This window comes from Geothermobacter ehrlichii, from assembly GCF_008124615.1.
Taxonomy (GTDB): Bacteria; Desulfobacterota; Desulfuromonadia; order Desulfuromonadales; family Geothermobacteraceae; genus Geothermobacter; species Geothermobacter ehrlichii.
The window spans coordinates 210,820-234,912 of the sequence record NZ_VNIB01000004.1 but is presented as its reverse complement, the minus strand read 5'-3'; the positions used below and the strand labels follow the sequence as shown (position 1 = coordinate 234,912).

The window sequence follows — 24,093 nt, the reverse complement described above, 5'->3', positions numbered from 1 at the left end:
CTCAAACGTTCGTTTGAATGTAGGCTGGCCGAAGATGTTGCTTGCCGAAGGATGGAGCCCATGAGTCAGCCTGATACCAAGACAAGAATTCTCGATGCCGCCGAGGAACTCTTCGCCCGCAGCGGATTTCATGCCACGTCCCTGCGCATGATCACCGGCCATGCCGGCGTCAACCTGGCGGCGGTCAACTACCATTTCGGTTCCAAGGAAGAGCTGCTCGAAGCGGTCATCGAGCGGCGCCTGGCGCCGCTCAACCGGCAGCGGCTGGCCCTGCTCGACAGCGAGCTGGCACTGGCGCGCCGGGCCGGTCGGCGCCCCGACCCGCGCGAGCTGATGCGCGCCCTGATCGAGCCGACCATCCGGCTGCGAGACCAGGGTGCGGGACCGGAACGGTTCATCACCCTGGTGGGACGCATCCTGGCCGATCCCGAAGGGGTCGGGCGGGACATCTTCCTGTGCCAGATGGGGCCTTTCATCAGCCGGCTGTTCGAAGCTTTGCACCAGGCTCTGCCGCAGGTATCCCGGACGCTGCTCTTCTGGCGACTGCACTTCGCCATCGGTTCTCTGAGCCATGTCATGCGCTGCCACGACAGGCACATACAGTTGCCGGCGGGCGTCGAGGCGCGGCTCGACACCGCGCGCCTGGCCGAGGTCCTGCTCGCCTACACCCTGGCCGGCATGGAGGTTCCCGAATGAGACTCGCATTGACTTCGGTGCTGTTGTGCGGCCTGCTGCTGGCCGGCTGCAGCCTGTACCGACCGACCCGGGTTTCGCTGCCGGTCGAACCGCCGGGGCGGTATGTCGAGGATTCCGGAGCGGTTGCGGCCGCGCCGGTTCTCGACCGCTGGTGGCAGATTTTTCACGATCCGCAGCTCGACCGGCTGATGGAACGGCTGTTTACCGGCAACCTGCAGCTGGAGCAGGCGTTTGCCCGCCTGGAGCAGGCGAGGGCGGCGACGCGGATTGCCGGTGGAGCCCGCTGGCCGAGTCTCGGTCTCGGCGGGCAGGGAAGCCGCGAGAAGGTCCCGGGCTTCGTTCAGAATGCTGTGGTCTACAACTATCGTTTTTCGGCCCAGAGCAGTTTCGAGTTCGATTTCTGGAGCAAGCAGAAGGACCGTCAGCGCTCGGCGATGCAGCTGGCGGCGGCCAGCAGAAGCGAGCTGCAGACCCTGTACCTCAGTCTCAGCGCCCAACTGGCCGACCTCTACTATTTCGTCGCCGAACAGCGGGCGCAGCTGCGGCTGGCCGAGGAGACGGTCGCTTCCTGCCGTGAAACCCTGAAGCTGGTGGAGCGTCGCTACCGGCAGGGGCTGGTTCCCGCCGCCGAACTGTACCAGGCGCGGCAGAGCCTGGCCGCGGCGGAGGCCGGCCGCTCGACGTTCGCCCGCAACCTGGCGACGGCCGAGCATGGCATCGCCGTATTGCTGGGCGACTATCCCGGCCGCGGGGTGTCGGGCAACCTGGCCGAACTGCCGGCCTTTAGGGAGCAGTTTCCGACCGGCCTGCCGGCCGACCTGCTGCAGCGACGGCCCGACATCGCGGCGCGTTTCCATCAGTTGCGGTCGGCTGACGCCGAGCTTGCCGCCGCCATCGCCGACCGTCTGCCGACTCTCAATCTTGCCGCCAACTATGGATTTTTGCAGACCGATTTCGGCATCGGCGTGATTACGGGCAATTTTTGGCAGCTGCTGATCCAGCCGGCGCTTCCGCTGCTCGACGGTGGGCGCAGGCGGGCGGAGGTGGCGCGCAACCGGGCCGTGGTGCGGGAGCGCCTGGCCGGGTACCGGCAGGCGGTTCTCGACGCCTATCGCGAAGTCGAAGACGCCCTGGCCGACAACCACAGTGATGAACAGCGCATTGAACGTCTGGCGGCGATGGTGGACGCCACGGCGGCTAATCTGCGCCTGGCCCGGAAAAATTATCTTTACGGAATCGATGATTATCTTCAGGTGCTGTCGGCGCAGCGCAATGCCCTCCAGGCGCGCAGCGAACTGCTGGCGGCTCGCCGGCAGCTGATCAGCGATCGCATCAGTCTGGCCCGCGCCCTCGGCGGGACCTGGATGGACAGGGAGATAAGCCGGCGGTTCGCCGCCAGCGGGGAGAATGACAATCATGAGTGACAAGAGGCTGTTGAAGATTGTTCTGCCGGTGCTGATCCTTCTGCTCGGTGCGGGCGGGTTGATGCTGATGATCAATGCGCGCAAAGCCCCGGAGAAGAAACCGCCCGTCTTTACCGGCGTGCTGGTGGAAACGGTTCGCGTGCAGCCGGTCGACCATCGGGTGACGGTTGAGGCGACGGGGACGGTCCAGGCCCGCCGGCGGGTCGATATCGTACCCCAGGTCAGCGGTCGCGTGATCCGGATGTCGCCGCGTCTGGTCAGCGGCGGTTTTTTCCGCGCCGGAGACGAGCTGTTCGCCCTGGAGGATATCGACTATCGTCTGGCCGTCGACCGGGCCCGGGCGGAAGTGAGTCGGCAGGAGGTTGAACTGGCAACCCTGCGGGCGCGGGCCGACATTGCCCGCCAGGAGTGGGAGCAGCTGAATCCCGGCCAGCCGCCGCAGCCGCTGGCGGTCTTTGAGCCGCAGCTCAAGAGCGCCGAGGCGGCTGTCGCCGCGGCTCGCGCCGCTCTCGAACAGGCCCGGCTCGATCTGCAACGAACGGTTGTCAGTGCCCCCTTCAACTGTTATGTGCAGGACGAGAAGATCGACCTGGGGCAGTACCTGCGCGCAGGCAATGCCGTCGCGACTCTGGTCGGAACCGACCGGGTAGAAATCATCGTTCCCCTCGACACCGACGATCTGCAGTGGCTTGATGTTCCGCGCCAGCCGGGGCGCCGGGGCTCGCCGGCCGAGATCATTCTGCCCATGGCGGGAGGTGAAAGGCACTGGCGGGGATATGTCGACCGGGCCCTGGCCGAGGTCGACAGCCGTGGTCGCATGGCCCGGATCGCCGTGCTGGTCGACGATCCCTATGGCCTGAAAGCGAAAGCGTCGTCGAAACCGGCTCTGGCGGTCGGCAGTTTCGTTCGTTTGCGGCTTGCCGGCCGCACGATTTCCGGGGTGATTCCAGTGCCCCGACAGGCGTTGCGCGAAGGCAACCGGGTCTGGGTGAAAGAGGACGGGCGCCTGCGCATCCGCCGGGTGACGGTCGTTCGCCGGGAGAAGGATGTGGTTCTGGTTTCCGACGGTCTGCAGGCCGGAGCCGAACTGGTTCTGACACAGGTGCCGGGGGCGGCGGACGGGTTGCTGCTCAGGACGGTGGAGGAGGCGCGATGAACGGCGCGATTCGCTGGATGGCGCGCAACCATGTGGCGGCCAACCTGCTGATGCTGGTGTTCATCGTCGGCGGCGTGCTGCTCGGTTTCGGTATCAAGCAGGAGGTCTTTCCGGAAATCTCCCTCGACATGATCCAGGTTTCGGTCGCCTATCCCGGGGCCGGCCCGGAAGAGGTCGAGGAAGGGGTGCTGCTCAAGATCGAGGAGAATCTGATCGGGGTTGACGGCATCAAGCAGATCCGTTCGGTTGCTTCCGAGGGATTCGGCACCGTCACCGCCGAGCTCGATACTGACGCCGATCCGGACCGGGTGCTGGCCGACATCAAGAGTGAAGTCGACCGGATCACCACCTTTCCCGAGGATGCCGAAGAACCGGTCATCAGCAAGCTGCTCAACCGGCACGAGGTCATCTCGGTAGTGGTCTACGGCGACGTTTCCGAGCGGGCCCTGCGCGAACAGGCCGAGCGGGTGCGGGACGACCTGCTCGAATATCCGCAGATCACCCAGGTCGACCTGGCCGGAGTCCGCCCCTACCAGATCACGATCGAGATTCCGGAACAGCGTCTGCGTCAGTACGGGCTGACCCTCGATGCGGTGGCCGACCGCATCCGGCGGGCCTCTCTCGACCTGCCCGGCGGCACGGTCAAGACAGCCGGCGGCGATATCCTGATCCGTACCAAGGAGCGGCGCTATTTCGGACCGGGTTACCGCGATATCGTCATCCGCACCCTGCCGGACGGCACCCAGGTCAGGCTGGGCGATCTGGCCCGGGTAATCGACGGTTTTGCCGAAACCGACCTGGCCGCCCGTTTTGACGGCAAGCCGGCGGCGATGGTCAAGGTCAGCCGGGTGGGGCGACAGAAGCCGATCGAAATTTCCCGCATCGTCCGCGACTATGTCGAAAAGCGCCGGGCCGAACTGCCGACGTCGATCCGCATCGCGGCCTGGAACGACACCTCCGAACTGTTCAAAAGCCGCCGCGACCTGCTGGTGAAGAATGCCCGTATCGGTCTGGTACTGGTCTTTCTGGTGCTCGGCCTCTTCCTCGAGATCCGGCTGGCCTTCTGGGTCATGCTCGGCATTCCCATCTCCTTTTGCGGTGCCCTGCTCTTCATGCCCGGAATGGACGTCTCCATCAACATGATCTCCATGTTTGCCTTCATCATGGCCCTGGGGATCGTCGTCGATGACGCCATCGTCGTCGGCGAGAATGTCTACGACCACCGGCAGATGGACAAGCCCTATCCGCAGGCGGCGGAGGACGGCGCCATCGAGGTCGGTCGGGCTGTGGTCTTCGCCGTACTGACCACTATCGCCGCCTTTGCGCCACTGCTGTTCACCGGCGGCATGCTCGGCAAGTTCATCGGTGTCATCCCCAAGGTGGTGATCGTCATTCTGCTGGTTTCCCTGGTCGAGTCGCTCTTCGTGCTGCCGGCGCACCTGGCCCTGGGAAAGCGCCGGCCCCTGGGCAAGGGACTGCTGGGACGGATCGACCGCGTCCGGCGCTGGTTCGGCCGTCAGCTCGAACGATTCATTTCCGGCCCGTACCGGCGCGTCCTGGCCTGGTGCCTGCGCTACCGCTACGTCACGCTGGCCGGCAGCATCGCCGTTCTGCTGCTGACGGTCGGCACCTTTTTCGGCGGCATTCTCAAATTTCACTTCATGCCCGAAGTCGACGGTGACCTGATCACCGTAGATCTCGAACTGCCGCCGGGTACCCCCTATGCGCAGACCGAGAAGGTTGTGCGGCGTGTTCTGGACGCCGGCAACCGGGCAGTCGCCGAATTCGATGCCGGCCTGCCCGAGGGTAAATCGGTGTTGCGCCATGTCTACGCCGTGATCGGCGGCCGTATCAGCGGCACCCACGGTCCGGGGCCCGACGACGCCCAGACCGCCAGCAATATCGCCAACATCGTCATGCTGCTGACCAAGAGCGAAAACCGGGATGTTCCCGCCACCGCCATCAGCGACCGCTGGCGCGAGCTGACGGGCGAAATTCCCGGCGTCGAAACGCTGACCTTCGCTTCCAACCTGGTGCGGATGGGGGCGAATATCGACATCCAGATCGCCCACGAGGATTTCGCCGTTCTGGAGATGGCCGCCGGGCGTGTCAAGGCGGCGCTGGCCGGATATCCCGGAGTGACCGACATCGCCGACAACTACGCCGTTGGCAAGCGGGAGCTGAAGATCCGCCTTTCCGATGAGGGACGCACCCTGGGACTGACCGAACTCGATCTCGGCCGGCAGCTGCGCGCCGCCTATTACGGCACGGAAGCCCTGCGCCTGCAGCGTGGACGCAACGAGGTCAAGGTGCTGGTGCGCTATCCCGAACAGGAACGCCAGTTCCTCTGGAACCTGGAGCAGCTGCGCGTTCGCACTCCCGACGGCGGGGAAGTGCCGCTGCTGCGGGCGGCGGATGTGGTGGAGGGGAGGGGTTATGCCCAGATCAACCGCAGCGACCGCAAGCGGGTGATCAATGTCACCGCCCGGGTCGACAGCAGCAAGGCGAGCGCGGACGAAATCCTGCGCGAGCTGAAGGCCGGCCTGCTGGCCGATCTGGCCCGCGACTATCCGGGAATCGGTTTCGATTTCGAAGGGGAGCAGAAGGAGCAGGCGGAGTCGATGGACAGCATGAAGACCGGCTTTCTGCTGGCCCTGTTCGCCATTTTCGCCCTGCTGGCCGTTCCCCTGCGCAGCTACAGCCAGCCGCTGCTGATCATGAGTGCCATCCCCTTCGGCATCGTTGGTGCACTGCTTGGACATCTGATCATGGGTTTCAGTCTGTCGATCCTTTCCCTGTTCGGCATTGTCGCCCTGGCCGGGGTGGTGGTGAACGATTCGCTGCTGCTCATCGATTACGCCAACGGCCTGCGCCGCAGCGGTCTCGAGCTGACGCCGACCTTGCTGCAGGCGGGACAGCGCCGTTTCCGGCCGATCATGCTGACTTCGCTGACCACCTTCTTCGGACTGATGCCGATGATTCTCGAAACCAGCGTTCAGGCCCAGTTTCTCATCCCGATGGCCATTTCTCTCGGTTTCGGCATCATGTTCGCCACCGGCATCACCCTGTTGCTGATTCCTTCCCTCTACCTGATTCTGGAGGATATCCGTCGCCTGTTCGGCTTTAAGGAATCTCATGCCGACCACCCCGGGCTGCCGGCGGTCGAAACGGAGCCGCGGTGAACGGGCAGGAAAGACTTGCTCCGGCAAGGGAAAATGGATTAAAAAAACGGCGCCGTTTCGCAGGAAGGAGAATGTCGTGCCTCTGGAAGAAGATGCCCTGTTTCGCAAAATCCGCAAAGCCGTCGGCCGCGCCATCGGCGATTTCGACCTGATTCAGGAAGGGGACCGCATCCTGGTCGGGGTTTCCGGCGGCAAGGATTCCTATACCCTGCTGCACATCCTCGATTCGTTGCGCCGGCGTTCGCCGGTCCGCTACGAGCTGGTGGCCGCCACCGTCGATTCCGGCTTTCCCGGCTTTCGCAAGGAGGTGATCGCCCGTCATCTCGAGGAGTTCGGCTTCGAGTACCGGCTCGAGTCGACCAACGCCTACGAGATCATCGAGACCAGGCGCCGTCCCGGCTCGTCCTACTGCTCCTTCTGTGCCCGGCTGAGGCGCGGCGTGCTCTATTCGCTGGCGGATAAACTGGGCTGCAACAAGATCGCCCTCGGCCATCATCTCGACGACTTCATCGAAACCCTGCTGCTCAACCAGTTCTATGTCGGCAGCCTGAAGGCGATGAGTCCAAAGCTGCAGGCCGACAACGGCCGCCATACGGTCATCCGTCCCCTGGTCTATGTCGAGGAGGGTGAGATCATCCGTTTTGTCCGCCAGCATTCCTTGCCGGTCATCTGTTGTGCCTGCCCGGTCTGTGGCGAAGTCGACCAGAAACGCCAGCGGATGAAGCAGCTTATCCGCGACCTTCGCCAGGAAATTCCCCACCTGAAACGCAGCATGATCGGCGCCCTCGGCAATGTCCACCCCCGTCATCTTCTCGATCCGCAACTGAACGATCTGTTCAGGTCCCGGGCCAGCTGACGTCCCGCCGTTGGAATTTCCCGCTCCTCGGCTATACTTTCACTGGTCATGTCTAAAGTTGTGCCGGGAGGGTGCCGATGAAAAAAGAAGAGAACTGCAGCTGTCGTCTCGATCTCGATATCGATCTGGCGACCGGCGTGCAGCAGGTTCTCTTTCCGAAAAGTTCGCCCCAGTGTGACTGGTGCTGCATCGGCATTCGCAACCGGATGGCGAGCGGCGTCGGCGGCGATTTCTTCGATTTCATCACCCTGGCCGATGGTTGCCAGCTGATCTTTCTCGGCGATGTCACCGGACATGGCCTGCAGGCGTCCCTGGTCATGGGGCTGCTCTACGGCTTCATTCACCGCAGTGCCGCCGAAGACTGTGATCCCTTGAGAATAGTACGGGAAATCAACACATTTCTGCGTCTGTTCGCCAAGCGGTCGGAGAGGCTGGACCACTACTTTTCCAGTACCCTTTTTTGCGGGGTGATCGATCCGGAAACTCTCTGCATGCAATATGTCAACGCCGGACACGTGGCGCCGGCGGTCAGGCGGGGCAGGGAAATTTTCGAGCTGGAGGCGACCGGTCAGCCGCTGGGCTACTTCGACCAGCCGGAACTCGGCCTGGAGATTTTCCGCTTCCATCGCCACGACCGGTTTCTGCTCTTTACCGACGGCATCATCGAGGCGACCAACGACAGGCGCGAATTCTATGGTCGGCGACGTCTGGTGCGCCTGTTGCTTGACAGTTTAGGCGACCATATGGAGTTTCTGGACGAGATTCTTCGTTCATTGAAACAATTCGGCATTGCCGATCCGCCGGCGGACGACTGTACGGCGCTGGTGATCGATATGCACGGGGTTATCGGAGGCGGAAATGCTGGTTGAAAGATCTTGTTCCGGTACCAACAAGCGGGTACGGGTCGAAGTTTCTGACAGCTCTTTTCGGCAGGTTCTCTGCAGTCTGCTCGAAGAGTGGGGGTACCGGACTGATGTTGGTGAGGATGACAGCGCTCTGGTGTTGGCCAAGGAGGGGAGTTTCACTCCCGACCGGTTTCAGCCGGTGGTTTGGCTCAGTGATTCCCATTACGCCGGCCTCGACCGCTTGACGTTGCCGCTGCAGATCGAAGCCCTCTACGTAGCGCTTGAACGCAAGTTTCACCAGCCGCCGCGCCGGCATCTGCGCACGGCGCTCGATACGGAGGCGGTCGTGTTCTGCCGCAATGGCGAGTATCGGGCGCGTCTGACCAGCCTTTCCAACCGGGGATGCCGTTTGCTGCTGCCTCGCGAGCTGGCCCGTGACGAAGCGATGGGTATGCGCTGCCACCTGCTGGAGCGACAGTTCGATCTGGAGGGGGTGGCGCTCTATTCCTTTCCGAAAGTCGGTTCAGAAAAGGAACTTTTTGAAACCGGCATGCTCTTTCTCCATCTTTCGCCCGAGGACAACCGGTGGCTGCGCGATTTCATCATCGGTGACTACTTTCGCCGGATTCGCCGTCGTTGTCCGGACGAGACCTACCGCCGCGGCATGGTTCACTTTCGAATGCCCGAGGATTCCTGCAGGCAGGAACGACGTTGTCTGAACGCCTGAACTGCCGGCTCAGTTTTTCCTGAGCAGCCGGCCGAAAAGTCCCTTGCTTCGGTTTTCTTTCGCCTCCATTTCCCGCCGCAGGTTGTACAGGCGCAGTTCGCGCAGGGCCTCGGTGCAGTCGGGATTGCAGCGGATGGCCAGCTCGAACTGCTTTTCCGCTTCGCGGTTCCGACCCCGTTCTTTCAGAATCAGGCCGAGATAGAGATGGGTCTGGTCGATTTCCCCGTTGAGAAAGGCTGATCTCTGCAGCATCTGCAGGGCGCGTTCCTGCTGCTCGGGCTGGTCCGGGGAGCTCCGGTAGAGCGCCCAGGCGTACTGGGTCATGTATTCAGGTTCTTCGGGACTGTAGCGCATGCAGATTTCCAGCTCGCCCAGGGCGGCCTGGTAGCGCCGGCTGCGGTTGAGATGCCGTCCCTTCTGGAAGGCGGTTTCCGCCCTGAGGATGTCTTCGATCCTTGGAGCCCCTCCCGAGGCCTGCTGTTTCAGCTTGTTGCGGTAGTTGCGACAGGCGACCGGATCGGACAGGGTTTCGTAGGCCTGACTCAGGTGCTGGAAGAGTTCGTTCGCCTTTCGGCGCAGTTCGTCACTGTACCCCCTCTGCAGAAATCGGTCGGGATGATATTTCTTGGCCATGCTGAAATAGGCCTTGCGCAGTACCGTCCGGGGAGCGTCTTCCGGTACGCCGAACAGTTCGAAGTAGTTGCGCTTCATCAGGTTGCCGTATTCACGGAGAAAGGCCTCGCGGAATTCGGCATCTTCCGGTGCCACGTCCGCCTCTTCCTGACCGTCGGCCAGTGGCGTTCTGCGCACCTCGACCATTTCCGAGATGATCAGGGCCACGAGAACCTGGTCCGTCTCCAGCCTGGTGAGCGGAAACTGCTCCTGGATCTTCCGCAGGGTCATTCGGCCGTCGCACATGTCGAACACCTTCTGTCCCTTCCGGTCGAGTCCCATATCCTGGTAGCGGTAGGCGGGACTCTGGGCTTTGCACAGGTAGCGGTCCTGGTGGCGCCGCAGGATTTCGGCGAGGCGGTCTTCGTCGTAGTAGTTCCGGATGCCCTGGTAGATGAGCGAGGCTGGCGAAACGTCGATGCTGGTGACTCTTTTCTTGAAATCCTTGCCCTGGATGAACTGGTAGTTCCCGTCGGTCCAGGAGAAGATCTCGAGCAGTTTCTTGACCACCTGTGCCCGCAGCACCTCCTGGAGCCGGTGGGGCGTCAGCAGTCCCATGTCGATCAGGACCGTCCCCTGCAGGCGGCCGGTTTCCCGCGCCAGGCGCAGCGATTCCTCGCACTGTTCGGTGGTGATGATTCCTTCGTCGACCATCATCTGTCCCAGGCATTCCCTGACCAGGTTGGAACGGGCGAAGATCGGGTAGCCGTTCTTGACATAGACCACCTTTTTCAGCGTTGCGCGGGTCAGGGTGAGCAGGCCGGTCGCCTTGAGGGTGTAGAGGTTGTGCAGCAGCTGGGCGAAGGATGTTTCGTTCAGGCGGCCGGCAATCCGGGCTTCCGTGGCTGATGGCCGTAGTGTCTGCTGGCCGAGGATTTCGGCGATCTTCTGGTGCAGCCGGTCGAGACTGAAGGGTTTGAACAGGCAGTCGAGGATACCGAGTCCTTCCTGCTCCTGCAGCAGTTCCTCGGCCTGTTGGGAGAATGCCGTCATCAGCAGCAGCGGCAGGTCGGCGCGGGAAGGAATCTCCCTGATTCTGCGGCAGAGTTCGATTCCGGACATGCCCGGCAGCATGATGTCGACCAGGGCCAGACCGCAGGGATCGTCGCCGATGGCGTCGAGGGCGTCCTCCGCCGTGCAAAAGGTGCGCACCTGATAGCCCCTGAGCTTCAGTGATTCGCTCAGAAACGTGCGGATGTTGGCATTGTCATCGATGATCCAGATCGGTTTGGACATCGTCCCCTCCCTCCGGCAAGGCCTGTGCGCCGATTCAGACCTATTTTCCCAGACTTATCCGGACTTGACAAATGTTTCATCGACGAAAGGGTCAGGACGGTCCGTTCGGCACTCCGTCCGTATCCGGGGGCAGGATTCGGTTGAAGATGGTGCGGATGCCTTCGGTGGCTTGCCGGTAGTCGTTGAGCAGCGCCACTTCCGGCTTGACCGGCCTTTCCGGGTAGCCGAGACGCAGCGCCAGTTTGCGCAGGTAGGTCGTTTCCCCGGACAGCTCGTTGATCGACTGGTCGTGGACCAGCCGCAGCTTGTTCTCCAGCCGTCGCAGAAACTTGTAGCTCCGGATCAGATGCTCGTGCTCTTCGGCGGAGAGGAGCTGCAGGCCGGCCAGGGCGTTGAGGGCCTCAAGGGTGTTGCTGGTCCGCAGTTCCGGATGCCTGCCGCCGTGTTTCAGCTGCAGGTACTGGCAGAGGAATTCGACGTCGACCATGCCGCCGCGGCCGGTCTTGATGTTGAAGTGGCTGCTGTCCTCGCGGGCGATCTCGACCTCCATCCGGTTGCGCAGCCGGCGGATTTCGCCGATCGCGTCCGGCGGCAGCGGCCGCTGGTAGGTGATCTGGTGCACCAGCCGTTCGAGACGCCGCAGAAGCTCCGGCGGGCCGGCCATCGGCCGGGCCTTGGTCAGTGCCTGTCGTTCCCAGAGCTGCGCCGATTCCTGGTGGTAGCGCTCAAAAGCTTCCAGGCTGGTCACCAGCGGGCCCTGGTTGCCCGAAGGGCGCAGGCGGGTATCGATTTCGTAGACCTTGCCCTCGGTGGTCACCAGGGTCAGGACGGAGATGATGCGCTGAGCCAGGCGGGCGAAATACTCCCGGTTGCTCTGTCGGCGGAAACGTTCCGGGTCGGTTTCCTCGGCCGGTCCGGTTTCGCCGTCCCCGTCGTAGACGAAGATCAGGTCGAGATCCGAGTGGTAGTTCAGCTCGCGGCCGCCCAGCTTGCCCATGCCGAGCACGGCGAAGCCGGCCGGCTGACCGTCCCCGCGCAACGGCAGGCCGTATCGCGGCAACAGCTCCCGGCGCGCCAGGTCGACCGCCGCCTCGAGGCAGGCTTCCGCCAGGTCGGAAAGCTGGCGGGCGGTCTGTCCCTGCAGGGCCTGGCCGTGAATGTCGTCCAGGGCGATGCGCAGAAATTCTTCCTTGCGAAAGCGGCGCAGAACATCGAGCCGCTCTTCGTAGCTGTCGACCAGCGCCAGCTGCTCGCCCAGCTCCCGGTGGAAGTCCTCCAGCGACTTGGTTCCCGCCTGGTGCGGGCGGGTCACCAGACTGTCAAGGATCTGCGGACTCTGGATGAAGATGCGCGACAGAAACTGGCTGGTGGCGAACAGGTCGATGAGCACCTTGACGATCTGCCGGTTTTCGACCAGCAGGGAGAAGAAGGTGGCGCGGGCGCGCAGGGCGAGCACGAACCGTTCGAGATTGACCAGGGCCATGTCCGGTTCCGGCGAGTCGAAGACGGCGCGCAGAAAAAGCGGCGCCAGTTTCTGCAGATGCCGGCGGGAGCGGGTCGACAGGGGATTGTGCGGCGGCCCGTGCAGCAGGGTCTGGATGGCGTCGTAGGCGGCGTCCGGGTTGCGGAATCCCCGGGCCTCCAGCAGGTCTTTCAGATAGTCGGGATCGGCTTCAGCGTCGAGAAAGACGGCGATTTCCGGATCGACATCCTCTTCGAGCCTTTCCTCGCTGCTGTGGAAAAGGCTGTGGAAAAGCTCGGCTACCGCCTGTCGGTGACGATCAAGTTCGTCGAGAAAGGCCGCCGTTTCGTCGAAGCCGCAGCGGCGGGCCAGGGCGCGAAGTTCCTCCGGCCGCTTCGGCAGGCTGTGGATCTGTCCCTCCTGCACCATCTGTACCCGGTGTTCGGCGTTGCGCAAAAAGATGTAGGCCTGGCGCAGGGTCCGGTGGTCCTTCGCGTCGATCAGGCCTTCTTCGCGCAGCATGTCCAGGGCGCGCAGGCTGTTCTTCTCCCGCAGCCGCGGATTCTTGCCGGCGTGAATCACCTGCAGCGCCTGGATGAAGAATTCGATTTCGCGGATGCCGCCCCGGCCGAGCTTGAGGTTGCGCTCCGCCTCTTCGCTGCGCACCAGGCTCCGGTCGATGCGCTGCTTCATCACCTTCATGTCCTCGACCATGCTGTAGTCGAGGTAGCGGCGGTAGACGAAGGGCTCGAGAATCTTCAGGAACTGGTCGCCGAGCGCCAGGGAACCGGCTACCGGCCGGGCCTTGAGCATGGCCGTCCGTTCCCAGCTCTGCCCCCAGCTTTCGTAATAGAGTTCGGCCCCGCGCAGGGAGTTGGCCAGCTCGCCGCGGCTGCCTTCGGGGCGCAGGTTGAGGTCGACGCGAAAGACGAAGCCGTCGGCCGTGACCTGCCCCAGGGCCCGGCTGATATATTCTCCGAGCTTGCAGAAATACGCATGCAGACCAATCCGGTTGCGGCGGCCGCCGCGGCCGTCGTCGATACCGGCGGTCTGGCCGCGATCGGAAGTGTAGATGTAGATCAGGTCGATGTCTGAGGAGAAGTTCAGTTCGCGGCCGCCGAGCTTGCCCATGCCGATGACGGTGAATTCGGCCTCCAGCGGGCAGGCATCCGCCTCGACCGCCAGCAGCGGCGCACCGTAGTCGGCGCGCAGCAGCCGGTCACAGATCTCGTATGCGCGCTGCAGGCAGGCCGAGGCCAGGTCGGCCAGCTCGCGGCCGGTGGCTTCGAAATCGGCCAGGCCGCACAGGTCGCGGCCGCCGATGCGCAGTATCTGCCGGTACTTGAAGCGGCGCAGCTGTTGCTGCAGGGTGGCGAAGTCGGTGTCGTCGGGTATCTGCTGCCGCAGCTGACGCAGCATCAGTTCCCGGTTTGAGTCCTGGTCGAGATCGCCGGCGATGAACAGCCGGTGGAAATGGTCGGCCGCGCGGCAGAGGATGCCGGTCATGAGGGCCGAGGCGCCAAGGATGGTGAGCAGCTGCCGCCGGCGCCGGTCGTCGGCCAGCACCTCGAGCAGCAGGTCGCGCTCGACCGACCAGCCGAGGCGTTCGAGATTGTTCAGCGCCTGGTCGGGGTCGGCGCTGGCGGCTCCGTCGGTCAGCACCGAGGCCAGCAGATCCGCATCGGCCAGCAGCTCGTTGAGCAGCAGCAGGTTGGCCGTGGTCTTGCCGGGATCGGCGTAGCCGAGACCGGCGGCGATGTCGGCCAGAACCTGGTCGTCGTGCCGGTCGCAGGCGTCCGCCAGCTGCTGACCGAGCCGCCTGTCCGTCACCGTTTCGTCCCCTCGGCAAGTTCCGGCAGGGTATGGACGAAATCGCCTTCGGCGACGCCGTTTTCGGTGATGATGGCGGTTATCAGGCGCGCCGGAGTAACGTCGAAGGCCGGGTTGTAGACCGCGATGTCCTCCGGCGCCAGCCGCTGCTCGCCGATGTGGGTCACCTCGCGCGGGTCGCGCTCCTCGATCGGGATCTGTCTGCCGTCGGTGAGGCTGAAGTCGATGGTCGAGATGGGGGCGGCGACATAGAAAGGGATGCCGTGTTCTTTGGCCAGTACCGCCAGGGAATAGGTCCCGATCTTGTTGGCGGTGTCGCCGTTGGCGGCGATGCGGTCGGCGCCGACGATGACGCAGTCGACGCGCCCCTGGCTCATCAGGTAGCCCGCCATGTTGTCGCAGATCAGGGTTGTCGGAATGCCGTCCCGCTGCAGCTCCCAGGCGGTGAGACGCGATCCCTGCAGAAAGGGCCGGGTTTCGTCGGCGAAGACCTCGATCTGCTTGCCGGCGGCGGCCGCCGCGCGGATGACGCCGAGAGCGGTGCCGTAGCCGCCGGTGGCCAGGGCGCCGGCGTTGCAGTGGGTGAGAATCCGGCACCGTTCGGGCAGCAGCTTCTGCCCGTGCTCGCCCATCGCCCGGTTGATGCGCTCGTCCTCCTCGAGAATGGCCAGCGCTTCGTACTCGAGGGCGATCTTGATCTGCAGCACCGGCCGGTCGGCGTGGCTGCGGGCGAAGGACTGCATCCGCTCCAGGGCCCAGAAGAGATTGACCGCCGTCGGCCGGCTGGCGGCCAGCAGCTCGCAGACGGCGGCGAACTGCTCGAGAAATGCGGCCGTCGAGTCGGTGTCGATGTCGCGGGCTCCGAACCAGGCGCCGAAGGCGGCGGCGCAGCCGATGGCCGGCGCGCCGCGCACCACCATGGTCCGGATCGCTTCCGCCACCTCGCGGTAGTCGCGGTAGTCGAGCCAGACCTCCTCGGTCGGCAGCCGGCGCTGGTCGATCATTTGCAGCACGCCGCCTGTGTATCGCAGAGGCTTGACGCCGCCGCCGGCGGCCGCGGCGCAACGGTTGGGAATGTTGGTTTGCATGATGATAACCTTTGTATTCAGGAGTCAGCCCTTGACCCCTTCGGCCGTTAATCCAGTTTCTTTCTCAACAACTCGTTGACCAGCTGCGGGTTGGCCTTGCCCCTGCTGGCCTTCATCACCTGGCCGACCAGAAAGCCGAGCACCTTGGTCTGCCCGGCGCGGTACTGTTCGACCTGGGCCTGGCAGTTGGCCAGCACCTCGTCGACCATGGCCTCGATGGCGCCGGCGTCGGTGACCTGTTTCAGCCCCTTTTCCTCGATGATGGCGTCGGCGGTCTTGCCGCTGTTCCAGATCTCCTCGAAAACCTTCTTGCCGATATTGCCGGAGATGGTGCCGTCGGCGATGCGGTCGAGCAGGCCGCAGAGCAGTTCCGGCGTCACCGGGCATTCGGCGATGGCGACCTCTTTCTCCTTCAGGTTGCGCAAGACCTCGCCCATGACCCAGTTGGCGCAGGTCTTCGGATTGCCGTGCCGTTCGACGCAGGCCTCGAAATATTCGGCGATGCCGCGGTCGGCGGTGAGGACGCCGGCATCGAACTCCGGCAGGCCGAACTCGCTGCGGTAGCGACGCCGCTTGGCCTCGGGCAGTTCCGGCAGGCTCTCGCGCACCCGGTCGATCCAGGCCTGGTCGATGGTCAGGGGAACCAGGTCGGGATCGGGGAAGTAGCGGTAATCATGGGCCTCCTCCTTGCCGCGCATGGAGCGGGTGACGCCCCGCTCGCTGTCGAACAGGCGGGTTTCCTGCACCACTTTGCCGCCGTCCTCGATCAGTTCGATCTGGCGCTCGATCTCGTACTCGATCGCCTCCTTGATGAAGCGGAAGGAATTGATGTTCTTCAGCTCTGCGCGAGTGCCGAATTCCTGCTGTCCCCTGGGGCGCACCGAGACGTTGGCGTCGCAGCGGAAGGAGCCTTCTTCGAGGTTGCCGTCGCAGATACCGAGGTAGACGACGATTTCGTGCAGCCGCTTCAGGTAGGCGACCGCCTCGTCGGCGCTGCGCATGTCCGGTTCGGAGACGATCTCGAGCAGCGGAGTGCAGGCCCGGTTGAGATCGACGCGGGAGGTCGCTTCGCCCGACTCGGAATGGAGCAGCTTGCCGGCGTCCTCTTCCATGTGAATGCGGGTGATGCCGATCTTCTTGGGACCGCCTTCGGTTTCGATCTCGAGCCAGCCATGCTCGCAGATGGGCCGTTCGTACTGGCTGATCTGGTAGCCCTTGGGCAGGTCGGGGTAGAAGTAGTTCTTGCGGGCAAAGATCGATTTGTCGGCGATCCGGCAGTTGGTGGCCAGGCCGGCGCGGATGGCGTACTCGACCACCTGTCGGTTGAGCACCGGCAGGGCCCCCGGCAGGCCGAGGCAGACCGGACAGGTCTGGCTGTTGGGCGTGTTGCCGAAGGCGGTGGAGCAGCCGCAGAAGATCTTGCTGTTGGTGGTCAGCTGGACATGGACTTCCAGGCCGATGACCGGTTCGAAGATTGAGGACATGGTGTTGCCTTTCGACACTGTTCTGTTTCGATATCAATCACACCACGAAGGCACGAAGAGCCCGAAGGAAAATCAGATGCCAGGGAATGACAGGTTTCAGTCTTCGTGGCTTCGTGGTTGCTTTTCTGCCGTTCGGTCAGATAGCCGCCTTTTTCAGATGCCAGTCGGTCGCCTGCTGAAAGGCGTGTCCGGCGCGCAGCAGGCTCTGTTCGGCGAAGGGACGGCCGATCAGTTGCAGGCCGATGGGCAGCCCGGCGGTGGAAAAGCCGCAGGGCAGACTGAGGCCGCAGGTGCCGGCCAGGTTCACCGGAATGGTGAAGATGTCCGAGAGGTACATCTGCAACGGATCGTCCAGCTTTTCGCCCAGGCCGAAGGCCGGGGTCGGCGCCACCGGGGTCAGGATCAGGTCGACCTGTTCGAAGGCGCGGACGAAATCGTCGCGGATCAGGGTGCGGACCTTCTGCGCCTTCAGGTAGTAGGCGTCGTAATAGCCGCTGGAGAGGGCGTAGGTACCGAGCATGATGCGGCGTTTGACCTCGGTGCCGAACCCCTGGGTGCGGGTGGCGCAGTACATGTCGATCAGCCCCTTGCCGGGATCGACCCGCCGGCCGTAGCGCACACCGTCGTAGCGGGCCAGGTTGCTGGAGGCCTCGGCGGTGGCGATCAGGTAGTAGCAGGCGACGGCGTAGTCGGTATGCGGCAGGCTGATGTCGACGATCTCGGCGCCCAGGCCGCGATAGACTTCGATGGCTGCCTCGATCGCCTTCTGCACGTCGGCGTCCAGGCCCTCGATGAAATATTCGCGCGGCAGGCCGATCTTCAGTCCCTCGATCTTCTGCTGCAGGGCGGCGGAATAGTCGGGCACCGGGCAGTCGATGGAGGTCGAATCCCGGTGGTCGTGGCCGGCGATGGCCTGCAGCAGCAGGGCGCAGTCCTCGACGGTACGGGCGACGGGACCGACCTGGTCGAGGGAGGAGGCGTAGGCGATGACTCCGTAACGGGAGACCCGGCCGTAGGTCGGCTTGAGCCCGACCACGCCGCAGTGGGCGGCCGGCTGGCGGATGGAGCCGCCGGTGTCGGTGCCGAGGGTGGCGACCGCCTGGCGGGCGGCGACGGCGGCGGCGCTGCCGCCGGAGGAGCCGCCGGGAACCCGCTCCGGATCCCAGGGATTGCGGCAGGGGCCGAAAGCGGAATTTTCGTTGGACGATCCCATGGCGAACTCGTCCATGTTGAGTTTTCCGAGCAGGACGGCGCCGTTTTCCTTCAGCCGGGCCACGGCCGTGGCGTCGTAGGGGGCGACATAGTTGTCGAGCAGTCGTGAGCCGGCGGTGGTGCGGGTCTGCTCCAGGTTGAAGATGTCCTTGACCGCCAGCGGAATGCCGGTCAAAGGGGCGGCTTCACCGGCCGCCAGCCGTTCGTCGGCGGTTTGAGCCTGGGAGAGGGCCAGCTCGGAGCAGATGCTGAGGTAGCTGTTGAGCCGGGCGTTGGTGGCCTCGATGCGCCGCAGGTAGGCTTCCGTCACCTCGCGGGCGCTGACTTCGCGTCTGTCGAGCGCCTGGCGCAGCTGCTGCAGATTGAGATCGATCAGATCCATGGAGTGTCAACCTTTTCAGTGGATGTTCGTCTGCATGTTTTGAGAACGGGTGGCGTTCCCGGCGGCGCGGACCCGGTCGGCCGCCGTTATTCGATGACCCTTGGGACGACGAAACAGTCTTCCTCGCGCTGCGGCGCGTTGGCCAGGGCCTTGTCCAGGCCGATGGACGGCCGGACCTCGTCCGGGCGGAAGGCGTTGTCGACGGGGACGGCGTGGGACGTCGGCTCGATGCCGTCGGTGTCGAGTTCGTTCAGCTTGTCGACATAGGAAAGAATGGCTTCCATGTCCACGGTCAGGCGTTCCAGTTCCTCGCCGGCCAGTTCCAGCCGGGCGAGACGGGCGACCTGAGCGACCTGGTCACGGGTGATTTTCATGGGGAGCTCCTTGCGAGATGGTGCGGGGTTGTCCCTGTGCAACGAAAGTGCTGTAAAATATCATGATCGCATTTCGGGGACAAGGGGCGCTCCGGCCGAATAAGTGCGCTGGCACGGGGGATTCTGTGCTAAGATTACGGCATCCGGTCGCAAGCACGAAGCGACCGATGACCACGACGATACGGAGGAATTCGAACATGCGCGCAATTCTGTTGATACTCATGGCATCCATCCTGATCGTAGCCGGCTGTGCACAGCCGCAAACCAAGGCGGGCAAGGGTGCCGCCTGGGGGACCGGCATTGGCGCCGCCGCCGGGGCCGGCCTCGGCCAGGCGATTGGCGGTGACACCAAGTCGACCTTGATCGGTGCCGGCATCGGTGCCCTGGTGGGCGGTCTGGCCGGATATCAGATCGGCAGCTACATGGATGCCCAGGAGGCGGCTTTCCGCCAGGAGTTGGCCACGGTCGAGGGCGCCAGCATCCGGCGCGACGCCGATACCCTGGCCCTGACCTTCAAGTCGGACGTGCTGTTCGATGTCGATTCGGCCCTGCTCAAGCCGGGGGCGCATGACGAGCTGTTCCGGGTGGCCAAGGTGCTCAACCAGTATCCGCAGACCACCCTGCTGGTCGCCGGCCATACTGACAGCACCGGCAGCGAGGAGTACAACCAGCGGCTGTCCGAACGGCGGGCCGAGGTGGTGAAGAACGCCCTGGTAGGCAACGGCGTCAATCCGGAGCGTATCCGCACCATCGGCTACGGTGAAAGCCGGCCGATCGCCAGCAACGCTTCCGAAAGCGGCCGTCAGCTCAACCGGCGGGTGGAGATTCGCATCGAACCGATTCGCCGCTGATATCCAATGTGGTTCCAAAATAACAAAAGCCCGCGCTTGTCAGCGCGGGCTTTTGTGTCGTGATGCATCTTTCGAATCAGTTGGGACCCGGTTTGTCGTTCGTATCCTTGTCCGCCGAATCCTTGTCATCCAGGCGCTTGAGCTCCTGGGCGTCCTGATCGTCACTGTCGTCATTCATCCCCTTCTTGAAGTTGCGGATGCCCTTGCCGAGGGCGCCGCCCACCTGCGGCAGCTTGCCGGCGCCGAAAATGACCAGGACGATGATGAGAATGATGATCAGTTCCTGGGTGCCGAGTCCGAACATGTGCTTCCTCCTACGATGGAATGCCATGGTTATACATCGACCGCCGGCAAAAGACAACAACTTCCCAAATCCACCTTCGGGGTTCGGTTGCCGTGTCAGAGCCATCCGATTCGTTGCCGCATCGATTCGCAACCGGATTTCGGGGTCAGGGGGGTGTCTGCGGTTTGACGACCATGACGCGGGCGATGTCGGTCAGGGTCAGTCCCATCTTCTTTTCCGGTTCGATAGAGGCTGCCCACTCGATCAGGGTCGGATAGTCGGGGGTGAGCCACTGGAAGGCGAGGCAAAGGGCGGTTTCGTCGTCGGCAACCTCGAAGGGGGCCGAGAATTCGTAATCCCGGTGGCGGATATTGCCTGTGCCGCGCAGGTGCAGGGTGCCGGAGAATCGTTCGTCGGTCGTCTTGCCGATGCGCAGGCGAAGCTCACAGACCGTATTGGTCAGGGCCTGTCGTGGAGCCGTCAGGTACAGCAGGGGCAGTTCGCCGGTCGGCGGATTGCATCCGGCGCAGTCGATGCGGCGGCTGGTGTTGACGATGTGTCGGCTGGCCAGGGCGCCGCGAAGATATTCGGCGGGAGAGATGCCGGTTCCGTTGGGGTCGTTTGCCTGGTCCATCTTTTCAGCCTGTTTGGATGGTTGCCGGGCCCCGCGGTCAGCGGGGCCCGGCGGTGCCGGTTCAGTGGTTGCGGGCGTAATCCGGATTGTCCATCGGATCGCCCTTGTAGCCCAGCTCCTTCCAGGGCAGGCGGCCGTTGTCGCCATGACAGTCGAGGCACTGCAGCGCCTCTTCTTTCGGAGCGACCTGGTGGTCGATCCGCCAGTACATCTCGGTCGGCGCGAAACCGTATTTGCCACTGTAGGGCAGTCCCGTCGATTCCATGCCGATTCTGGCGGCCTTGTCCCAGTCGAAGGTCGACCAGAAACCGTCTTCGCCGTAGACGTGGGCGGTGATGAAGATCTTGTTCTCGGTGTCGTAGATCTGTTTGCCGGTGTGGACCTTGAACGGATAGATCTTGGCGTTCTTGTCGTTGATGTCACCCAGCGGCCAGGTCAGTCTGGTCGGCTTGTCGGGGTCGATCTTCGAGCCGCGCAGGTAGACGCCGCTCTTGCCGTTGAACCAGGCGTAGGTCGGGATGACGTTCTTCTTGTAGGTCAGGGTGCCCATGGTCTTGCGGTACTTGATGCCGGCTTCGGCCGAGACGGTGTCCCTGCCTGCCGTCGACCAGTCCCAGTCCATCTGCGTCGGCATCTCGCGGGCGAAGGCCGGAATGTGGCAGGTCTGACAGGCGACGCTTGCCGTATGGCGATTCAGCCGCGATTCTTCATGCGGGGCGCTGTCGTGACAGCTGGTGCACTCGAAGCCGTTTTTGCCGTCGGGCGAAGTGGCCATGTTGGCGCCGGGAATCTGGTGGTTCTCGGTGACATGGCAGGTCTGGCAGGCAAAGTCGAGCCCGTCCGGCGACATGTGGACGTCGAGTTCGCGGTCCGGAAATTCCATCGACGAATCGAGGTCGCCGTGCTTGACGGCGTCACCGCCGCCGCCGAAGAAGTGGCAGGCGCCGCAGTTGTAGCGGCTCGGCTTGCCGACGTTCCGCGCGATTTCGAGAATGTCGACGCCCTTCCTCACTTCGCCGGCATTGTCACCGTCCTTGTGATAGCGGCCGGTGGTGTCATGGCAGACCAGGCAGTCGATGCGGCTCTGATCGGAGAAGTCGAAGTTCTCGTCCCGCCAGCCGTAGCCGATGTGGCACTCGCTGCAGTGCACCCGGTTGGTCGGCGTCGAGGTGCAGAAGTTGTTGATGGCGTTGATCTTGCCCAGCTTGACCTTCTTGCCGTTGACGACCTGCTCGCGCTGCCAGGTCCAGTGAGGCGTCTTCATCAGGTGCTCGGCCTCTTTCTTGTGGCACTTGAGGCACTGCTTGGTCGCTTCCGGTCCACTGTTGATCGGCCCCTTGATGTAGGCGGCATGCGACGGGGCGTCTTCATCGGCCACGGCATGCGTGCCGGTGGCCAGCAGGGCCAGGGTCAGGGTGAACAGCAGGGGAAAAAGTCTTCGCAGCATGATGGTTTCTCCTGGTCGTCTTTTGTTTCAACAATATGGATGTTTGCATGATTGTGCCGGGGAAAAAGGGGGGAAAGCCGCCCCCCTTTTTCCACCGGTTGCCGGTCAGAACCGCACGGTGATCGAGGCGTTGAGGTCCCAGACCTCGTCGATCGCCGGCAGCATCGAGTAGACCTTGCCGGCCTGAACGTCCTCGACTTTCTTCGGCTCGCCCACCGGGGCGCCGCTGCCGGTGTACTCGTAGTCGTAGTAGAGTCCGGCAACCTTGATGAACATGTTCGGGTTGACATCGACAATGTAGTAGACCTCGCCGACATGACCGCGGGTGGCCAGCTTGCTGCCGACGACGTCATCCTGCGCCTGGGTGAAGGGCAGCCAGTACTTGGAGCCGTAGTTGTACTCGACACCGAGCTTGCCCATCGGTGCCGGGATCTGCACGCCGAGATAGACCGAGTAGCCGTTCTCGGCGCTGTCGTCGGTGGTGCGGCCGGTCGGAGCGAAGGCAACGGCGTCGACACCGATGGTTGCCGGGTTGCCGTTGGCGTCGACCGGGATCAGCTCGGCGTCCTTGTTCAGGCCGCCGAACAGGCCCGCTTCCCCGTTGGGGTCGGTGCGGGTCCAGCCCAGGCTGACGAACCATTTCAGGCCGCTGTCCTCCTCGCGCAGGTAGCCGACACCGCCGAGCAGCATGTCACCGATGTTGTGGGTCGCCTGCACCCGGGTCAACAGGTTGAAACCGGGGAAAATGGCGGACTGGAAGCTGGCCGGCAGGAAGCTGCTGGGGACCGCCAGGACGCCCTTGAAACCATCGGTCACATCCTTGGCCCCGAACAGGGTCAGCTGCAGGAAGTTGGTGCCGTCGTTGAGCAGGTCGATGTTGAAGCCGCCCAGGTGGGTGTCCTCCAGGTCGATCTCGTTGAACAGCTCGCCGTTGCCGTACTCCGATTCATAGCCCTGGCCGTAGCAGAAGCGGACCACCTGCCCCTCGACGCCGGTCACCCGTCCCAGTTTGTAGCCGATGGTCATGCCGTCGAAGTTGAAATTGACCAGGTGGCCGGAAGGCGTGCCGCCGCGCAGCTCGTTCTCGCGCAGGTGGGCCGGCGGTCCGTAGGTCGAGGGCCGGCGGCCGATGGAGAGATAGAAGTTGCTGCCGCCGATGTCGTTCCAGCTGAAATAGGCGCGTTCCACCTGCAGGTAGTCGCTGGTGGTGTTGCCGCTGTTGGTGCCGTCCATGGTGAAGGAGTTCCAGGAATCGAACACCTTGACATTGGTCGAGTCGCCCCAGTTCTTGTACATCAGCAGCCGGCCATGGAACTTGACGTTCTTGTACACCTTGGCCTTCATGCCGAGTCGCAGCCGGGTGGTGTAGAGCAGGTCGTTGTCGAAATCGTCGGTCTTGCGCTTCAGGGTTCCGTCGGTGTTGAAGTTGGGAACCAGCAGGCCGGAGGTGGAATCATTGACAAAGGCCGGCTGGACGTTGGTGAGATCCCGGTAATGCAGGGTGTCCGCCTTGACCCGCAGGTCGCCGTAGAAGCTGATCCGGTCGGTGGCGGCGTGCATGGTGTTCTTGTCGATCTGCTCCTGCAGGTAGTCGATCTCTTCGTAGAGCTGGTCGATCTTTTTCTGCAACTCGTCTACCGAAGCGCCAAGAACCGTGCCCGGCAGGGCGATGGCCAAGGCTAGAATCAGGACGAAAAAGGTTCGCATCGCGTGCCTCCTCGGGAAAGGATTGAAAGGTTATCCGCAGGTTTCCGGCTGGTCGGAATCGGCGGCGTGGTCATAGAGGAACTGGTTGATGTCCTTCAGGTCCTTTTCCTTGAACTTGCCCCAGATTTCCGGTTTGGCCTTGTGCTTGTCGCGCTTGAAGAAGCGGTCCCACTGGCTCATGGTCTTCGACAGGGGAGTCAGCTCGCCGCCTTCGGCGCCGGCGACATGGCACCGCTTGCAGTGTTTCTTGAACAGGTACTTGCCCTTTTTCGGGTTGCCGCCCTGGGCGGCCATGACGGATGTCGCCGCGAACAGAGCGATGGCGACGATGGCTGTGATTCGTTTTGCCAGTTTCATCGTTGTGCCTCCATGTGGTTTGGTGACGCCGTGCGTCTGGTCTGTTGGTTGAGGTTCGTGTGCCATTTACTCTCGGCGTTTAATGATGATTTCGAATATTCGGGTATCATGATTTGTGCCAATATTTTACGGTAATTTATGCGACATTTCGTAAATATTCATTACGATTGAGACTTTTAGAAAAAGTT

The 24,093-nt window shown here is 63.3% G+C and carries 19 protein-coding genes; 8 read left to right on the top strand and 11 right to left on the bottom strand.

Going from position 1 to position 24,093, the window contains the following annotated elements; all coding sequences use genetic code 11:
• Positions 1-60 precede the first annotated feature (60 nt).
• The 7 genes from EDC39_RS06415 to EDC39_RS06385 all read left to right on the top strand — a co-directional run bounded on the left by EDC39_RS06415 (position 61) and on the right by EDC39_RS06385 (position 8,886).
• A complete protein-coding gene (locus tag EDC39_RS06415) occupies positions 61-696 on the top strand; it encodes a TetR/AcrR family transcriptional regulator (RefSeq protein WP_187426676.1) in 636 nt (211 codons plus the stop codon).
• Positions 693-2,120 carry an efflux transporter outer membrane subunit gene (locus EDC39_RS06410; RefSeq protein WP_148895555.1) on the top strand — a complete coding sequence of 476 codons (1,428 nt, stop codon included), beginning with the start codon at positions 693-695 and terminating at the stop codon, positions 2,118-2,120. Before EDC39_RS06415 ends, EDC39_RS06410 begins: the two co-directional genes overlap by 4 nt.
• Complete coding sequence (locus EDC39_RS06405) at positions 2,113-3,276, top strand: efflux RND transporter periplasmic adaptor subunit (RefSeq protein ID WP_187426675.1); 1,164 nt, start codon at positions 2,113-2,115, stop codon at positions 3,274-3,276. The genes EDC39_RS06410 and EDC39_RS06405 overlap by 8 nt, the downstream gene beginning before the upstream one ends.
• Positions 3,273-6,458 (top strand): efflux RND transporter permease subunit, encoded by a 3,186-nt coding sequence (locus EDC39_RS06400; RefSeq protein WP_148895553.1) that lies wholly within the window; start codon positions 3,273-3,275, stop codon positions 6,456-6,458. The genes EDC39_RS06405 and EDC39_RS06400 overlap by 4 nt, the downstream gene beginning before the upstream one ends.
• 76 nt (positions 6,459-6,534) lie before the next feature.
• A complete protein-coding gene (gene ttcA / locus EDC39_RS06395; RefSeq protein WP_148895552.1) occupies positions 6,535-7,314 on the top strand; it encodes a tRNA 2-thiocytidine(32) synthetase TtcA in 780 nt (259 codons plus the stop codon).
• Positions 7,315-7,391: 77 nt separating this feature from the next.
• A complete protein-coding gene (locus tag EDC39_RS06390) occupies positions 7,392-8,183 on the top strand; it encodes a PP2C family protein-serine/threonine phosphatase (RefSeq protein ID WP_148895551.1) in 792 nt (263 codons plus the stop codon).
• Positions 8,173-8,886 (top strand): PilZ domain-containing protein, encoded by a 714-nt coding sequence (locus EDC39_RS06385; protein WP_148895550.1) that lies wholly within the window; start codon positions 8,173-8,175, stop codon positions 8,884-8,886. The genes EDC39_RS06390 and EDC39_RS06385 overlap by 11 nt, the downstream gene beginning before the upstream one ends.
• A gap of 9 nt (positions 8,887-8,895) precedes the next feature.
• On the opposite strand, the gene EDC39_RS06380 is transcribed toward EDC39_RS06385, so the two are convergent.
• The 6 genes from EDC39_RS06380 to gatC form a co-directional block, all read right to left on the bottom strand.
• Positions 8,896-10,794 carry a response regulator gene (locus EDC39_RS06380; protein ID WP_148895549.1) on the bottom strand — a complete coding sequence of 633 codons (1,899 nt, stop codon included), beginning with the start codon at positions 10,792-10,794 and terminating at the stop codon, positions 8,896-8,898.
• 91 nt (positions 10,795-10,885) lie between these two features.
• Complete coding sequence (gene glnE / locus EDC39_RS06375; RefSeq protein WP_148895548.1) at positions 10,886-14,086, bottom strand: bifunctional [glutamate--ammonia ligase]-adenylyl-L-tyrosine phosphorylase/[glutamate--ammonia-ligase] adenylyltransferase; 3,201 nt, start codon at positions 14,084-14,086, stop codon at positions 10,886-10,888.
• Entirely contained in the window at positions 14,083-15,174 is a 1,092-nt protein-coding gene (gene mtnA / locus EDC39_RS06370; RefSeq protein WP_148895547.1) for an S-methyl-5-thioribose-1-phosphate isomerase, read from the bottom strand. Before mtnA ends, glnE begins: the two co-directional genes overlap by 4 nt.
• A gap of 47 nt (positions 15,175-15,221) precedes the next feature.
• Positions 15,222-16,658, bottom strand: a complete 1,437-nt coding sequence (gene gatB / locus EDC39_RS06365; RefSeq protein WP_148895546.1) for an Asp-tRNA(Asn)/Glu-tRNA(Gln) amidotransferase subunit GatB — start codon at positions 16,656-16,658, stop codon at positions 15,222-15,224.
• 136 nt (positions 16,659-16,794) lie between these two features.
• Positions 16,795-18,252, bottom strand: coding sequence for an Asp-tRNA(Asn)/Glu-tRNA(Gln) amidotransferase subunit GatA (gatA, locus tag EDC39_RS06360; protein ID WP_148895545.1), 1,458 nt, complete (start codon positions 18,250-18,252; stop codon positions 16,795-16,797).
• A gap of 86 nt (positions 18,253-18,338) precedes the next feature.
• Entirely contained in the window at positions 18,339-18,626 is a 288-nt protein-coding gene (gatC, locus tag EDC39_RS06355; protein WP_148895544.1) for an Asp-tRNA(Asn)/Glu-tRNA(Gln) amidotransferase subunit GatC, read from the bottom strand.
• Between the two features lie 197 nt (positions 18,627-18,823).
• Between gatC and EDC39_RS06350 the strand changes: the two genes are divergently transcribed.
• Positions 18,824-19,477, top strand: coding sequence for an OmpA family protein (locus tag EDC39_RS06350; protein WP_148895543.1), 654 nt, complete (start codon positions 18,824-18,826; stop codon positions 19,475-19,477).
• Between the two features lie 76 nt (positions 19,478-19,553).
• Here EDC39_RS06350 and tatA read toward each other — a convergent pair whose 3' ends face one another.
• From tatA to EDC39_RS06325, 5 genes are all read right to left on the bottom strand, one after another.
• Complete coding sequence (tatA, locus tag EDC39_RS06345) at positions 19,554-19,781, bottom strand: twin-arginine translocase TatA/TatE family subunit (protein ID WP_148895542.1); 228 nt, start codon at positions 19,779-19,781, stop codon at positions 19,554-19,556.
• Positions 19,782-19,926: 145 nt separating this feature from the next.
• Positions 19,927-20,394: an SRPBCC family protein gene (locus EDC39_RS06340; RefSeq protein WP_148895541.1), complete on the bottom strand. Its 468-nt coding sequence runs from the start codon at positions 20,392-20,394 to the stop codon at positions 19,927-19,929.
• A 61-nt stretch (positions 20,395-20,455) separates the two neighbouring features.
• Complete coding sequence (locus EDC39_RS06335; RefSeq protein WP_148895540.1) at positions 20,456-21,841, bottom strand: tetrathionate reductase family octaheme c-type cytochrome; 1,386 nt, start codon at positions 21,839-21,841, stop codon at positions 20,456-20,458.
• A gap of 105 nt (positions 21,842-21,946) precedes the next feature.
• Positions 21,947-23,548 (bottom strand): DUF3373 family protein, encoded by a 1,602-nt coding sequence (locus EDC39_RS06330; RefSeq protein WP_148895539.1) that lies wholly within the window; start codon positions 23,546-23,548, stop codon positions 21,947-21,949.
• 30 nt (positions 23,549-23,578) lie between these two features.
• On the bottom strand, positions 23,579-23,905 hold the full coding sequence (locus EDC39_RS06325) for a c-type cytochrome (protein WP_148895538.1): 327 nt from the start codon (positions 23,903-23,905) through the stop codon (positions 23,579-23,581).
• Between the last annotated feature and the right edge of the window lie 188 nt (positions 23,906-24,093).